The 15,227-nt window shown below is 33.2% G+C and carries 12 protein-coding genes and 1 rRNA gene; 7 read left to right on the top strand and 6 right to left on the bottom strand.

Annotated features, from left to right (window positions below; translation table 11 throughout):
* The first annotated feature begins 58 nt into the window (after positions 1–58).
* The 4 genes from udk to scpA all read left to right on the top strand — a co-directional run bounded on the left by udk (position 59) and on the right by scpA (position 4,911).
* Positions 59–667, top strand: coding sequence for a uridine kinase (gene udk, locus ACFS3A_RS10410; RefSeq protein ID WP_379825357.1), 609 nt, complete (start codon positions 59–61; stop codon positions 665–667).
* 170 nt (positions 668–837) lie between these two features.
* Entirely contained in the window at positions 838–1,170 is a 333-nt protein-coding gene (locus tag ACFS3A_RS10405; RefSeq protein WP_379825356.1) for an FtsB family cell division protein, read from the top strand.
* Positions 1,171–1,184: 14 nt separating this feature from the next.
* Positions 1,185–2,549, top strand: coding sequence for a methylmalonyl-CoA mutase subunit beta (locus ACFS3A_RS10400; protein ID WP_379825353.1), 1,365 nt, complete (start codon positions 1,185–1,187; stop codon positions 2,547–2,549).
* 223 nt (positions 2,550–2,772) lie between these two features.
* Positions 2,773–4,911 carry a methylmalonyl-CoA mutase gene (gene scpA / locus ACFS3A_RS10395; protein ID WP_379825352.1) on the top strand — a complete coding sequence of 713 codons (2,139 nt, stop codon included), beginning with the start codon at positions 2,773–2,775 and terminating at the stop codon, positions 4,909–4,911.
* Positions 4,912–4,949: 38 nt separating this feature from the next.
* On the opposite strand, the gene ACFS3A_RS10390 is transcribed toward scpA, so the two are convergent.
* The 3 genes from ACFS3A_RS10390 to ACFS3A_RS10380 form a co-directional block, all read right to left on the bottom strand.
* The gene (locus tag ACFS3A_RS10390; protein WP_379825351.1) at positions 4,950–5,591 is read right to left on the bottom strand and encodes a peptidoglycan-binding protein LysM; all 642 of its coding nucleotides are present in this window, start codon (positions 5,589–5,591) and stop codon (positions 4,950–4,952) included.
* Positions 5,592–6,072: 481 nt separating this feature from the next.
* Positions 6,073–7,113: an endolytic transglycosylase MltG gene (gene mltG / locus ACFS3A_RS10385; protein WP_379825349.1), complete on the bottom strand. Its 1,041-nt coding sequence runs from the start codon at positions 7,111–7,113 to the stop codon at positions 6,073–6,075.
* A gap of 10 nt (positions 7,114–7,123) precedes the next feature.
* On the bottom strand, positions 7,124–7,657 hold the full coding sequence (locus ACFS3A_RS10380; protein WP_379825347.1) for a GNAT family N-acetyltransferase: 534 nt from the start codon (positions 7,655–7,657) through the stop codon (positions 7,124–7,126).
* Between the two features lie 324 nt (positions 7,658–7,981).
* Between ACFS3A_RS10380 and ACFS3A_RS10375 the strand changes: the two genes are divergently transcribed.
* Complete coding sequence (locus ACFS3A_RS10375) at positions 7,982–9,382, top strand: trypsin-like peptidase domain-containing protein (RefSeq protein WP_379825346.1); 1,401 nt, start codon at positions 7,982–7,984, stop codon at positions 9,380–9,382.
* Between the two features lie 214 nt (positions 9,383–9,596).
* A complete protein-coding gene (locus tag ACFS3A_RS10370) occupies positions 9,597–11,045 on the top strand; it encodes a glyceraldehyde-3-phosphate dehydrogenase (RefSeq protein ID WP_379825345.1) in 1,449 nt (482 codons plus the stop codon).
* A 62-nt stretch (positions 11,046–11,107) separates the two neighbouring features.
* On the opposite strand, the gene ACFS3A_RS10365 is transcribed toward ACFS3A_RS10370, so the two are convergent.
* Positions 11,108–11,566 carry an Lrp/AsnC family transcriptional regulator gene (locus ACFS3A_RS10365; RefSeq protein WP_053474073.1) on the bottom strand — a complete coding sequence of 153 codons (459 nt, stop codon included), beginning with the start codon at positions 11,564–11,566 and terminating at the stop codon, positions 11,108–11,110.
* 199 nt (positions 11,567–11,765) lie between these two features.
* Between ACFS3A_RS10365 and ald the strand changes: the two genes are divergently transcribed.
* Positions 11,766–12,884: an alanine dehydrogenase gene (ald, locus tag ACFS3A_RS10360; protein ID WP_379825344.1), complete on the top strand. Its 1,119-nt coding sequence runs from the start codon at positions 11,766–11,768 to the stop codon at positions 12,882–12,884.
* A 125-nt stretch (positions 12,885–13,009) separates the two neighbouring features.
* Here the strand turns inward: ald and pafA are convergent, their stop codons facing one another.
* The gene (gene pafA, locus ACFS3A_RS10355; protein ID WP_379825343.1) at positions 13,010–14,629 is read right to left on the bottom strand and encodes an alkaline phosphatase PafA; all 1,620 of its coding nucleotides are present in this window, start codon (positions 14,627–14,629) and stop codon (positions 13,010–13,012) included.
* Positions 14,630–14,961: 332 nt separating this feature from the next.
* Positions 14,962–15,071, bottom strand: a 5S ribosomal RNA gene (gene rrf, locus ACFS3A_RS10350).
* Between the last annotated feature and the right edge of the window lie 156 nt (positions 15,072–15,227).

The following is a 15,227-nucleotide window of genomic DNA, read 5'->3' as shown; positions in this document are numbered from 1 at the left end:
TGTTCAGCAATTCAGTTAAATTATTATTTTTGCGAAACAAATATCAAACAAAAAATTTATGCTCATTATAGGAATTGCAGGAGGAACAGGAAGTGGAAAAACGACGGTAGTACACCAAATCATGAATGAATTACCACATACAGAAGTTGGCGTAATTTCTCAGGATTCGTATTATAAAGAAACAACCAATTTATCTTTTGACGAAAGAGCATTAATCAATTTTGATCACCCACGTGCTATCGATTTTGATTTATTGGTAAGCCATCTTAAAGCGCTAAAAGCAGGAGAAACTATTGATCAGCCTGTTTATTCTTTTGTACAGCACAACAGAACCGATGATACAGTTTCGACTCATCCGAGAAAAGTAATGATTGTGGAAGGAATTCTGATTCTTACTAATCCGGAATTACGTGACATGTTCGATATTAAAGTTTTTGTTCATGCAGATTCTGACGAAAGATTAATTCGCAGATTAAAAAGAGATATTTCTGAACGTGGTCGTGATATCGATGAAGTTTTAAACCGTTACCAAACGACCTTAAAACCTATGCATGAGCAATTTATCGAACCATCTAAGGCTTTCGCAGACATTATTATCCCGAATGACAAATACAATACGGTAGCAATTGATGTCGTTCGCGCTGTAATTAATCAGCGAATTTCATAATTTTTATTGTAAATTTAAACCATAATAATTAGGAGCTGTTTTCTGCTCACGCCTATATTCCCGATAAAGAAAAACTACGGCGAAAAAGACTTGTTTTTCTAAATCGGGAGATACCGGCTCCATCGGGGCTAAAAAACACCAGTCATATTCAAAAGAAATATTCGTTTAAAATGAAATTTAAAAATCCATACAAAGACAAAAAATGGTTTAAATACCTCGGCAACAAATACGTTTGGGTTTTGCTCTTTTTTGTTGTTTGGATGTTATTTCTAGACAATTATTCCTATTTTGATCATCGTTTTTTAGATGGACAAATACACGAACTGGAAGACAATAAAAAGTATTATCAGGAAGAAATTAAAAAAGATCAGGAACAGATTAAACAATTAAAAAATCCTGAACAAATTGAGAAATACGCCCGCGAAAAGTATTTCATGAAAAAAGACAGCGAAGACATTTATATCATTCAATTTGAAGGAGACACGATTCAAGAAAAAGAATAATCAAAAAAACTACAATGGCCACTAACCTATTCGACGATTTTAATCCAATTTCATCCAAACAATGGAAACAAAAAATTCAGTTTGAATTAGATGGAGCCGATTATAACCAAACTGTTATTTGGAATTCTCCGGAAGACATTCAGGTAAAACCATTTTATCACAGTGACGAATTTACCAAAAGTGCTTCTTTACAAACTCAGGCTTCAGATTTTAAAATCTGCCAGAATATCTTTGTTTACGATGTCGAAAAATCTATAGAAAGAGCTTTAAATACTTTAGAAAGAGGAGCAGAAAGCCTTCGTTTTACAATTCAAAATAATAAAATCGATATTGAGAAATTATTAAACAATCTTCCTTTAGAAAACAAAACCGTTTACTTTAATTTCAGTTTTATCTCAATCGATTTCGTTAAAAAACTGGATACGATTTCTATTCAGAAAAAAGCTCAATTTTATTGCAATTTTGACCCGATTGGACAATTGGGGCGTGACGGGAATTGGTTTACAACTTCCGAAAAAAGCAATTTTGAAACTTTAGATTTACTCTTTAAGAACACAATAAATTTAAATCTTCTTAGTGTTGATTTAGGTTTGTATCAAAATTCTGGAGCTAATATTACACAGCAAATTGGGTATAGTCTTGCGCATGGCAACGAATATTTAAATCGATTTTCGGATCAGGCAAAATCGATTGTTTTTCAAATATCTGTCGGAACTAATTATTTCTTCGAAATTGCTAAACTTCGTGCGCTTAGAATGCTTTTTGATTTAATTGCCGGGGAATACAATTCTAAAATAAAATGTCATTTTTTGGTTACCCCTACCAAACGTAATAAAACGATTTATGATTATAATGTCAACATGCTTCGAACTACAACCGAATGTATGTCGGCAATTTTAGGAGGCGCAGATGCTATTGCGAATTTGCCTTACGATGCTCTATATCATAAAGATAATGAGTTTGGAGATCGAATTGCGAGAAACCAGCTTTTGATTTTAAAACACGAAAGCTATTTTGATAAGGTGAATAATCCTGCTGACGGAAGTTATTACATTGAAAGCTTAACGATGCAATTAGCAGAAAAAAGCCTTACTTTATTTAAGGAAATTGAAGCCAACGGAGGTTTCCAAAAACTTTTAAGCGAAGGCACAATCAAAAAGAAAATACAGGAAAGCGCCAACAAAGAACAGGAACTATTCGATTCTAAGAAAGAAATTCTTTTAGGCACAAATAAATATCCGAACAAAGAAGATCGGATGAAACAGGATTTAGAATTGTTTCCTTTTGTAAAAATCAAACCAAGAAAAACATTAATTACACCCATTATAGAAAAAAGATTGGCGGAGAAAATGGAACAGGAAAGATTAGAAAAGGAATAAATGGGGATTTATTTCATCATTTTTTGGATATTATCATTAGGAATGATAACTAGTTGTTTAATCTATTTAGTAATTGGAATCACCTATAAAAACTATAAAAAAATTTTCATTGCCGTTTCCGCCATGTTATTAGCAATATTTTTTTATTACTTACCATTTTACTTAGTAATGAATAATATGATTAGTGCATTAAAAAAAATCCATTAGTCATCTATCTATACAAATGAGAAAAGACCTTAAACATATAAAATTAGAAGTTCAAAGTGAGAAGTTAAACGAGCTGACGCATAACTCAGAACCTATAACTCAAAACTTCGTAACTGCAGAAGGAATTGAAATCAAAAAAAACTATTCGGAGAAAGATATCGAAGATTTAGAGTTTCTTGATTTCGGAGCAGGTTTTGCGCCCAATTTACGTGGACCATACGCAACAATGTATGTAAGACGTCCGTGGACTATTCGTCAATATGCCGGATTTTCTACAGCTGAGGAAAGTAATGCTTTTTATAGAAAAAATCTAGCTGCCGGACAAAAAGGACTTTCCATAGCTTTTGATTTACCAACACATCGCGGTTACGATTCTGATCACGAAAGAGTTATTGGTGATGTAGGGAAAGCCGGAGTTGCTATTGATTCTGTTGAAGATATGAAAATTCTTTTCGATCAGATTCCGTTGGATGAAATGTCTGTATCGATGACAATGAACGGAGCCGTTCTACCTATAATGGCTTTTTATATCGTTGCCGCAGAAGAACAAGGCGTTAGCCCTGAAAAACTAGCAGGAACAATACAAAATGATATTTTAAAAGAGTTTATGGTTAGAAATACGTATATCTATCCGCCAACTCCTTCTATGAAAATAATCGCTGACATTTTTGAATTTACAAGCAAAAAAATGCCAAAATTCAATTCTATTTCCATTTCTGGCTATCATATGCAGGAAGCCGGAGCTACGGCAGATATTGAATTGGCTTATACATTAGCAGATGGTTTAGAATATATCAGAACGGGATTGTCAACAGGAATGACCATTGATGAATTTGCTCCTAGATTATCTTTCTTTTGGGCAATTGGAATGAATCATTTTATGGAAATTGCCAAGATGAGGGCGGGTCGTATGATTTGGGCAAAATTACTAACACAGTTCAATCCGAAAAGCGACAAATCTTTAGCGCTAAGAACGCACTGCCAAACCAGTGGATGGAGTTTGACAGAACAAGATCCATTTAATAATGTGGCAAGAACTTGTATAGAAGCTGCTGCAGCCGTTTTTGGCGGAACACAATCGCTTCATACAAATGCTCTAGACGAAGCTATTGCACTCCCTACAGATTTTTCTGCAAGAATTGCACGTAACACACAAATCTTTCTTCAGGAAGAAACTAAAATTACTAAAACCGTTGATCCTTGGGCCGGAAGTTATTATGTGGAAAGTCTAACTAACGACATTGTAGAAAAAACCTGGAAACTAATTGAAGAGGTAGAAGAATTAGGCGGCATGACCAAAGCCATTGAAGCCGGAATTCCCAAACTTCGAATCGAAGAAGCTGCGGCCAGAAAACAAGCAAGAATTGACAGCGGACAAGACATTATTGTCGGCGTAAACAAATATCGTTTAGAAAAAGAAGATCCGTTGGATATTCTCGATGTAGACAATCAATTGGTTCGTAGGCAGCAAATAGAACGTCTGGAAGAAATAAAACGTACAAGAAATTCTGAAAAAGTAAATAATTCACTGGAAAAATTAATCGTTTGTGCAAAAACGGGACAAGGCAACTTACTAGAAATCGCAATCGAAGCCGCCAGAAACAGGGCTACTTTGGGCGAAATCAGTACTGCATTGGAAACTGTTTTTGGCCGTTTTAAAGCACAAATCAAATCTTTTAGCGGAGTGTATAGTGCAGCAATAAAAAATGACGAGAATTTTGAAAAAGCAAAACAACTAGCGGATGTTTTTGCAAAACAAGAAGGAAGACGTCCCAGAATTATGATTGCAAAAATGGGACAAGACGGTCACGATCGCGGCGCCAAAGTAGTCGCCACAGGTTATGCCGATGTGGGTTTTGATGTAGATATTGGCCCATTATTTCAAACTCCTGCAGAAGCGGCCAAACAAGCTGTTGAAAATGACGTACACATTCTTGGCGTTTCATCTTTGGCTGCCGGTCATAAAACATTAGTTCCTCAGGTTATAGAAGAATTAAAAAAACACGGACGAGATGATATAATGGTAATTGTTGGAGGAGTTATTCCGTCGCAGGACTATCAATTTCTTTTCGATGCCGGAGCTTCAGCTGTTTTTGGTCCGGGAACCAAAATAAGTGAAGCGGCAATTAAAATACTCGAAGCGTTAATAGATTAAAAAAAAAAATCCCTTTTTAAAGGGATTTTTTTTTTCATTTAGTCGTTAACTGTTGCGTTATTATCTGCTTCTATAAAAGACAAATCATAACCTGCAAAATCTCTCATATAGCTTTTCAAAGAAGTTCCGAACGCATCTCTAAAATGTCTGCCTCCATTATTCCTGAAAAAATTCTTTACAGAACCTGCACCACCTAAATGTGCTGCAGCTAAAATTCCAGATTCGGTAATTTCGATACCATTGATAATTTTGCCTTCATACTTTTTAATTTCATAGCGTAAAATCCATTTGTTTTTAGCTAACAAAGTAAGAAAAGCTTTTTCTTGAAGAGCAGGATCTTTTAAAAAGGCTTTGTTATCATTAATTCCAATTGCTCGTAAAGCTTTAGAACCAAATTGATATTTACCCATATAACCAAGAGTGTTTACTAGTCTGTACTGCCCTTGTGATTCTTTAAAAGCAACTGCCTCTTTAAATCCTATAAGACGATTTCCTGTGAATGGGACGTTGGTGATTTTTGGATAATCCTCTTTTTCTTTTGATGGAAAAATGTATTCTGATCCATCTGTTTTTTCAATTAAAAACCAAGGTTTGGTTTCATGGCTTGAGGGAATAAATCCCAAACTTAAAAATGTAATAATAACGACTAAACTCGCATAAAAATACCATTTCTTTATCATAAATTGTTTTTCTTCAAAACGCTGTCACCCTCTTGAAATTTCTACGGTGCAAAGATAAGACATTTTCAAAATATGCTATAAATCAACATTTTACCATTTTAGACACAAAAACAGAATTCGCTTTAATCCCAACTATACTAATAGATTCCAAAAGATTTTGATGTTGATTTTTTAGACCAAAAAAACGAAAATTGAAGGCAAAAAAAAATGAATTTTATACAAATTTTAAGCAAAAAAGCCTAAAAAGAAAGAAATAGACTACAATATTTTAATCTGTTTTTGTGCAAATCCTGGAAATGTGTTTTAGAATTTTATAAAATTTGCCGTTAAAAAATGGTTATTTTATTATTACCACAAACTAAAAAATAATCAAAATAGTAATTTGATAAAATTTTGAATTCACCCTTTTTTCATCCATAAAAAGAAATAAAAAAACCGAAGTAATTGAACTTCGGTTTCTATTTTTTTTTTATTAATAAAATTATCTTGTTACACCCTGGCTAGCGATCCAGTCAGAATATTTTTTGGCGTTTACATTATGCTCTGCCAATGTTGCAGCAAATTCATGATATCCGAAACGCTCTACACTTGCACAAAAATAGATGTAATCGTTTTTTTCCGGATTTAAAACAGCTTCCAGAGCCGTAATATCAGGCATTGCAATTGGTCCTGGCGGAAGCCCTTTGTTTACATATGTATTATAAGGTGATCTCATTACCAAATCATTATAAAAAACTCTTTTAATAACCTGATCAAAATTATTATCCCGAAGTTTCAGAGCATAAATTACAGTCGGATCTGCTTGTAAAGGCATTTCTAAACGCAAACGGTTTAAGTAAACTCCTGCAATACGAGGTCTTTCATCTTTTTTAACTGATTCTTTATGAACAATTGAAGCTAATATTGTGGCCTGAACCGGAGTCAATCCTTGTGCTTTCGCTTTAGCAATTCTTTCTTCTGTCCAGAAATTGTGATATTCTTTAATCATTTTATCACGGAACTTTTCTGCAGAAGTATTCCAATAAATTTCATAAGTATTTGGAATAAACATAGCAAAAACGTTTTCTTCATTAAAGCCATTTGCTGCAAGGAAAGTAGAGTCTTTAATTGCTTTCAATAAAGACAAGCTGTCTGCTTCAATTTCTGAACCAATTCTGCCCGCAAAATTTTCTAAACGTTCCTGATTGTTAAAAACTAACTTAACCGGAACATTAGAACGCATCGCTCTAACCAAGTCGATATTATTCATTCCTTTCTTTAAAAGAAAACGACCGGATTTTACATTTTCCGGATAATCTCTCTTTTCTGCCACCAACTCAAAATCATCAAAGTTTTTGACATAAGGAGCTAATATTTTTTTTACATCGGCATAACTAGCATCAGTTGGAACATAGACATATAATTCTTTTTCCTCAAATTTAGTATTAGAACTAAAAATTTTACTGATTAAAATAAAACCATAAATCAATAAAACTGAAATTATGGCTACGGCACTTATTGTGATTATTTTTTTTAGACTCAAAGCTTAAAATTTAAATTTGTTTATTAATTAGTTGAAAAACGGCTTCATCCTGATATTTATTATGGATTAAAATCCAGTCTTTTTTTATTCCGATTTTCTCAAAACCAAATTTAGTAAAAAGTGCAATACTTGCTACATTTTCTACTCCTATATTTGCATACAGCTGATGAAGGTTTAAATTGTAAAAAGCGTATTTTATTAAAAGCCCTAAAGCCTCAGAACCAATATTTTGCCCTTTATTTTCTTCTTTCTGAATTACAATTCCAATTCCTGCCCTATTATTTCCTGGATCAAAATCAAATAAATCAATCAATCCCAGAGCCGGAAAATCTGCATCCTGACAGATTGCTAAACGAAGTTGCTTAGCCTCATAAATATCCTGATGTGCATTTTCTAAATACTGCTTAATTAAAAAACGACTATACGGAGTTTGTGTATTGCTGACTTCCCAAATATCCTGATCGTTTTCGATTGCATAGATAAACTCTAAATCTTCTGGTTCCAGAGCCCGCAAATAAATTGATTCTCCTTTTAATGTTATCATTTATATTATTGATTTATGTATTCATTACTGATAAATTAGCCACAAATAACTCTTTAATAATTATAAATATTCAATCCTATATATGTTATTATACAACAACAAAAACAACAATACTCTTAAATTATTACAAATTTCATTATTAATTATAAAATTAAGGCTACATTTTCCTGCACTTTAAAACACAAAAATACGAACAATTAATTAAGGAAATGTTAATCATTGTTAAAGAGCGTTAAACCGTTTTTCCAAATAATTTTTTGAAGTAATTTTACGTTAAATAAAACATGAAACACAAATTCTAATAACTTAATTACATATTTTAATATGAAAAGATTTTCAGCCTTATTTATAGTGTCATTATTAAGTGGTGCTATTACTCTTGGTGCTTACAAGTTATTATTTGAAAGCAACAATTCTTTTTTTGGAAAAGGAAATTCTGTTGTAACTCTTGCCCCAAACTCTTATGGAAAAAATGTTGGTTTAGGAGCTGAAACAGTCGATTTTACCGAAGCTGCAGACAAAACAATCCATACCGTTGTTCACGTTAAAAATGTTTCCCGAAGAACTGTAAGTAACCCGATGCTTGAATTTTTCTACGGTTATGGCGGACAACAACAGCAAGAACAAGTAGGAACCGGTTCTGGCGTTATTATTTCTGAAGATGGTTATATCGTAACTAACAATCACGTAATTAAAGACGCTACAGAAATTGAGATTACTTTAAACAACAAAAAATCATACAAAGCAAAATTGATCGGTACCGACTCGAAAATGGATATTGCTTTGTTGAAAATAAATGCAGATGAAAAGCTTCCTTACACTGCCTTTGCAAACTCTGACAGCGTAAAAGTCGGTGAATGGGTGTTAGCAGTTGGTAATCCATACAACTTAACTTCAACTGTTACTGCCGGAATTGTTTCGGCTAAAGCAAGAAATTTAGATCAAAGTGGCATTCAGTCATTTATTCAAACTGACGCAGCAGTTAATCCAGGAAATAGCGGTGGAGCGTTAGTAAACGCAAGAGGAGAATTAATTGGTATTAATACTATGATTTCTTCTATGACAGGTTCTTATGTAGGTTATTCTTTTGCAGTTCCTTCTAATATTGCCCGAAAAATTATCGAAGATATTATGGAATATGGAAATGTTCAAAGAGGAATTCTAGGAGTTGAAGGAGGAGAATTAAATGCTACGGCTTCTAAAGAATTAGGTGTAACTGAGACACAAGGATTCTACATTAATAGAGTTTCTAAAAATTCCGGTGCAGAAAAAGCTGGTTTAGGAAAAGGCGACATTATTGTAAAACTGGATGATCAGAATATTTCAACTTACGCTGATCTATCAGGATACATCAATACAAAACGCCCAAATGATGTTGTAAAAGTGACTTATATTAAAGACGGAAAAACCAAAACGGTTCCGGTAACTTTAAGTAAAAATGAGTTTTATAGCGCAGAATTTAAAGGAATAGAATTAGAAAATATTGATGCAGCTGATAAGAAAAAATTCAGAATTGATTATGGTGTAAAAATCAAAAACATTACGAATGAAAATCTAATGCAGTATCAAAACGAATTACAAGGAAATATTATTCTAAGTATCGATAATGTAAAAGCAACAAATGTCGAAACTGTTTCTAAACTTTTAAGCAAAAAAGATGAAGGACAAAGCGTTCGAATCGAAATGATCAACAGAAACGGAGAGATATTTAGAATTATTATTTAAAAATTAGCGCAGTATTCAGTCACAGTTTACAGTCTCGAAAAACTGCGAACTGAAACTGCGACTGTAAACTTAAAAAGCCATCTTAAGAAAATTAAGGTGGCTTTTTCATTTTCAAAAATAAATGCTAAAATAGTTTACGAAATCGATTGAAATAAATACTTTTGCGCCAAATTATAAAATAAGTGAGCATTTTATTATTTCAATTTAAACAATTATGAATAACAAATCTTTGTACCAAAAAGAGGTATCCTTACAAGTCGACCGAAGAAGAGCTGGTGTCGAATTAATCAAAATCATAAGCGATTTATGGTATGACAAATCAATAGAAATGGTTTTATTTAAAAATCAGCTCTTAGATAAAAATGTCAGCGATATTATCAATCTTCATCAATATGCTGGCGAATTTGTCGGTAAACCAATTACCATTTTCGACTCTGTTGAAATTGCTAAAGTCGTTGTTTCTTTAGATTTGCCACCTGCCAAAATAGATCTTGGTAAATTAACATACGAATATGGCTTGGAAGATGAAAAATATCCAGACGCAAGATATTTTGTTATTGATAAATTAAAAAAAGCAAAATCATCCAAAGAGATCCACCCAAAAGATGTAATTCTTTATGGGTTCGGAAGAATTGGACGTTTACTGGCAAGAGAGTTAATGTCTAAAACCGGAAAAGGAAATCAATTGCGTCTGAGAGCGATTGTAACCAGAGATAAAAATGACGCATCGAGTTTAGAGAAACGAGCTTCTCTTTTACGTTATGATTCAATTCATGGTGATTTTCATGGCTCTGTAATTGCCGATTCAAAAAACAATGCCTTAATTATCAATGGAACAACGGTTCATATTATAACCGCAAATGCTCCGGAAGAAATAGATTATACCCAATACGAAATTAACGATGCTTTACTAATTGATAATACAGGAGCCTATACTACCGAAGAAGCTTTAAAAAGACATCTAAAATCTAACGGAGTAGAAAAAGTTTTATTGACTGCTCCCGGCAAAGGAGTTCCAAACATTGTTTATGGAGTAAATCAAAATGAGTACAATCCTGACGAAATTAATATTTTCTCAGCTGCATCCTGCACTACAAATGCGATTACACCAATTCTAAAGGTTATTGAAGACACACTTGGAATTACAAAAGGGCATTTAGAAACTATTCATTCTTACACAAATGATCAAAATCTGGTTGACAATATGCACAAAAAATACCGCCGCGGAAGAGCTGCTGCACTAAATATGGTCATTACTGAAACCGGAGCGGGAAGTGCTGTTGCAAAAGCACTGCCATCATTAGAAGGAAAATTAACTTCAAATGCAATTCGAGTCCCTGTTCCAAACGGATCTTTGGTCGTTTTAAATTTAGATGTTAAAAAAGCAACTTCTATTGCAGGAATTAATAAAATCATGAAAAAATATGCTCTTGAAGGAGAACTTGTAGAGCAAATTAAATATTCTTTAAACAACGAATTGGTTTCTTCTGACATTGTCGGAACTTCGGCTCCTTCAATATATGACAGCAACGCAACTATCGTTTCAAAAGACGGGAAAAATATTATCCTTTACATCTGGTATGATAACGAATATGGTTATAGTCATCAGGTCATTCGTTTAGCAAAATATATTGCAAAAGTAAGACGTTACACTTATTATTAATTCAAGCAAAATAACTATTCTCTAAAAAACCATCAAGATTTCTTGGTGGTTTTTTTATGAATTTAAATTGGCAAAACTGTTGTGCTTTTTACTTCAGAGATAACAAAAACAGTATTGATTAGAGATACTTCTGGTAATACAGATAATTTTTTTTGGTGAAAGTGATGATAACTTTCCATATCCGGAATTATAATTTTAAGCATATAATCAAAATTTCCGGATACATAATTACATTCCACAACTTCAGGCAAATTCAAAATTGACTGATTAAATCCTTCAGAAGTATCATATGTTTGTTTAGTCAATGTAACCTGACAATAGACGGTTAGATTATTACCAAGTTTTTTTTTGTCCAAAATAGTAACATATTTCTCTATAATACCATCTTTCTCAAGACGTTTGACCCGATCATGGACCGGTGTCAAAGACAAGTTTATTTTGTTTGCAATATCTTTTAAAGTGTAATGCGCATCTTCCTGTAAAAGACGTAGGATTTTTTTGTCAATTTCATCTAAAGCCATAACGAAAACGTTTTATTAGATTCATATTTTTTAGTCTTTTTTTCTCTTTGAAGAATAAAATTCAATCCAAAACAGAATATTTTTCTGTAAAAGTAAAAAATAAAATAATATTTTCTTATTTAACAATGCTTAAACCATAATTTATTCTCTCTCTGTAGATTTGTAAAACAAATTCAATAAAAACAAAAAGTACAACAATATGATAATAGGTGTTCCAAAAGAAATAAAAAATAATGAAAACAGAGTTGCTTTAACTCCTGCAGGTGTATCAGAAATGAAAAAACACGGACATACAGTTTATGTACAAGCTACAGCTGGTTTAGGAAGTGGTTTTGCTGACGAAGAATATGTTGAAGCCGGTGCAGTTGTTTTACCAACTATAGAAGAAGTTTATGCAATCGCAGAAATGATTATTAAAGTAAAAGAACCAATTGCTTCTGAATATCCATTAATCAAAAAAGATCAATTATTATTCACTTACTTCCACTTTGCATCTTCAGAAGAATTAACTCATGCAATGTTAGAAAAAGGAGCTGTATGTTTAGCTTATGAAACTGTAGAAAAGACAGACCGTAGTTTACCACTGTTAGTTCCAATGTCTGAAGTTGCAGGTCGTATGGCTATTCAACAAGGAGCAAAATATCTTGAAAAACCATTAAAAGGAAGAGGAATTCTTTTAGGTGGTGTTCCAGGTGTTCCACCAGCAAAAGTATTAGTTTTAGGAGGAGGAATTGTTGGAACTCAAGCAGCTAAAATGGCAGCAGGCTTAGGTGCACAAGTTACTATTATGGACTTAAGCTTACCACGTTTACGTCAATTAGATGATATCATGCCTGCTAACGTAAATACAGAAATGTCTAACCATTATAATATCACAAGAGCAATTAAAGATGCTGACTTAATTGTTGGAGCGGTTCTAATTCCAGGAGCAAAAGCACCTCACTTAATTACTCGTGATATGCTAAAATTAATGCGCCCGGGAACTGTAGTTGTTGACGTAGCTGTGGATCAGGGAGGATGTATTGAAACTTGTACTCCAACAACTCACGAAAACCCTACTTTCATTATTGACGATATCGTTCACTATTGTGTTGCTAATATGCCAGGAGCTGTTCCTTACACTTCTACATTAGCTTTAACAAATGCAACTTTACCTTACGCTGTACAATTAGCAAACAAAGGATGGGAAAAAGCATGTGCTGAAAATGAAGAATTGAAAAAAGGATTAAACGTAGCTAATGGTAAAATCCTTTACAAAGGAGTTGCTGAGGCTTGGAATCTTCCTTTTAACGAAGAAATAGTATTAGCAAACGCATAGGTTAATACTAAAATAAGTGCTTACAAATCACTATTAAAAAGGTTTTTCTTAATTGAAAAACCTTTTTTTTGTTGCATAAAAAAACCTGTTCATAAATAAACAGGTTTAAAATTCCATGAAGAATATTACTTTTTCGTATCTAAAACTTCTTGCATTACTTTTGCTTCAGTTCCATTAGGAAAAGTAACTTTAATTTTTTGTGCTATTGTTGGAGCAATTTCAGTAATTCCTTTTTTATCATAAGATTCACCCTTTTTAATTCCCCAACCATAAAAAATTGCCGGAACATGAGTATCATAACTCCAAATAGTACCATGAGATGTTCCTGTTGCTGTATATTCAATATCTCCAGGTTTATCCACAATTACTAAATCCCCATTTTGGGTAACATCATAACCTTTAGCAACAAAGTTTAAAGCATAATCATTTCCTCCGTTAGCCAAAATATCTTCCTCTGTATACACTCTCTTAACTTGTGGCTGTGAAATTAAAAATTCTTTGAAGGCTTTTTTCACCTGAGCTAAATCCAATCCTTTGTCTTTAATAATTTGTTTATTAAAAAACACATTAAAATTAGAATAATTCTGAATCAAATCCACACCAAAAGTCTTAACTGAAAAATCTTGCAAGCTTTTTTTAACTTCTTTTGAAGGATAATTATCTACGTTATATTTACGATCTTTCAAATAAATAACATTTTCCGCTCCGGCATGATCAGCTGTCAGGAATAACAAATAATTCCCTTTACCAACTGTCTTATCCAAATAAGCTAAAAAATCGGCAATAGTTTCGTCCAATCTCAAATAGGTATCCTGAAGTTCCATTGATCTTGGCCCAAGTAAATGCCCTACATAATCTGTAGAAGAAAAACTAACGGTTAAAAAATCTGTAATATTATCTTTACCCAATTCCTCTTTTTCAATCGCTCTCTTAGCAAACTCAGCTAACAAATCATTCCCGAAAGGAGTTGCACGAATAATTCCTGCATCATTTTTCTCATACATTGATTTTAAATCATATGGAAAAACCGGAGCAGCACTTCCATACAATTTACCTTCATACGGATTATTATCCGGAAGACTTTCATTATAAACTGAAGCCGGTTTGTATAAATCCCAGCCTTTATTGATATATTTTAAGTAGTTTTTTTCATTATTGAATTCAGAAACCCATTCCGGTAATTTTTCACCGTAAAAAGTACTGGAAATAAACGATCCCGTTTTGCTGTACCAAAAAGCCCAATTTGCAAAATGCCCCGCCGGAAGAATTGCACCACGATCTTTCAGGCTCATTCCAATAACTTTTCCTTGGAAATTAGTAGCCATACGAACTTCGTCTGTAATTGTTGTGCTTTGAAGATTTTTAGGAGACATTGCGCCTTCTTCAGTAGTACCATCACCAACAGTTTTTACACCAGCATCATCAGTGCAGTACATTTCTTTACCCAAAGTCCTGCTGAACCATTCATTACCAACAATACCGTGTGTAGCCGGAGTCGTTCCTGTATATATAGAAGCATGCCCTGGTGCAGTATAGGTTGGCATATAATTGTAATGCATATTCTGGAAAACAAATCCATTATTCATTAACTTCTTAAAGCCATTTGGGGAAAAATCATCTGAAAAACGATATAAATATTCCATTTTCATTTGATCTACAACTATACCTACAACTAATTTGGGACGTTGTTGTGCACTCAAATTTGTGATAACAAAAAGTGCAAACAGTAAAATACTTTTCTTCATGTTTAATAAATAATTTAAACACAAAAATACTCATTCAAATTCTAAAATTCTAAAGTATTGATACCTAAGACTGACAATTGACCATAATTTAACAAAAATTGAACGCTGTATTTTTATTACAATATGTCAAACAATTTTTAAAGTAATTAATATCGTTTTCCTCGGGGCTGGGCTGTGTGCTGTATCTTTTGTTTTTTAAAGAAAAAAACAAAAGGATGCCGCTTCCATCGCTAACGCATTGGGATTAAAAGCAGTTTTTCGGGCTTAAAGAAAATAATAGAAACAATTCTAAAACAAAAAACCCCGTTTCGTAAGAAACAGGGTTTTCAAAAGAAAGGCGACGACATACTCTCCCACAAAACTGCAGTACCATCTGCGCAGGCGGGCTTAACTTCTCTGTTCGGGATGGGAAGAGGTGAGCCCCGCCGCAATAACCACCTTAAGGTTTTTAGTTGTTGGTTTGTGGTTGTCGGTTGTTGGATTTCTCCATCAATTATCAACTCTTGACCATCAACTGCTCTTGCGTCGAGCGAATATTTTAACATACTGAGATAAAGAAAAGTAAATCTATTTTAGAAAGTTTCTTCTCCCGCCCTTG

Source organism: Flavobacterium notoginsengisoli, assembly GCF_042686225.1.
GTDB classification, from domain to species: Bacteria; Bacteroidota; Bacteroidia; order Flavobacteriales; family Flavobacteriaceae; genus Flavobacterium; species Flavobacterium notoginsengisoli.
This window is presented reverse-complemented; position numbering and strand designations above follow the sequence as displayed.

Coding starts and splice junctions, on each gene's coding strand:
- ACFS3A_RS10375 (WP_379825346.1), top strand. CDS start 7,982: ATGAAAAGATTTTCAGCCTTATTTATAGTGTCATTATTAAGTGGTGCT.
- ald (WP_379825344.1), top strand. CDS start 11,766: ATGATAATAGGTGTTCCAAAAGAAATAAAAAATAATGAAAACAGAGTT.
- ACFS3A_RS10370 (WP_379825345.1), top strand. CDS start 9,597: ATGAATAACAAATCTTTGTACCAAAAAGAGGTATCCTTACAAGTCGAC.
- ACFS3A_RS10400 (WP_379825353.1), top strand. CDS start 1,185: ATGGCCACTAACCTATTCGACGATTTTAATCCAATTTCATCCAAACAA.
- scpA (WP_379825352.1), top strand. CDS start 2,773: ATGAGAAAAGACCTTAAACATATAAAATTAGAAGTTCAAAGTGAGAAG.
- udk (WP_379825357.1), top strand. CDS start 59: ATGCTCATTATAGGAATTGCAGGAGGAACAGGAAGTGGAAAAACGACG.
- ACFS3A_RS10405 (WP_379825356.1), top strand. CDS start 838: ATGAAATTTAAAAATCCATACAAAGACAAAAAATGGTTTAAATACCTC.
- ACFS3A_RS10365 (WP_053474073.1), bottom strand. CDS start 11,566: ATGGCTTTAGATGAAATTGACAAAAAAATCCTACGTCTTTTACAGGAA.
- ACFS3A_RS10380 (WP_379825347.1), bottom strand. CDS start 7,657: ATGATAACATTAAAAGGAGAATCAATTTATTTGCGGGCTCTGGAACCA.
- pafA (WP_379825343.1), bottom strand. CDS start 14,629: ATGAAGAAAAGTATTTTACTGTTTGCACTTTTTGTTATCACAAATTTG.
- ACFS3A_RS10390 (WP_379825351.1), bottom strand. CDS start 5,591: ATGATAAAGAAATGGTATTTTTATGCGAGTTTAGTCGTTATTATTACA.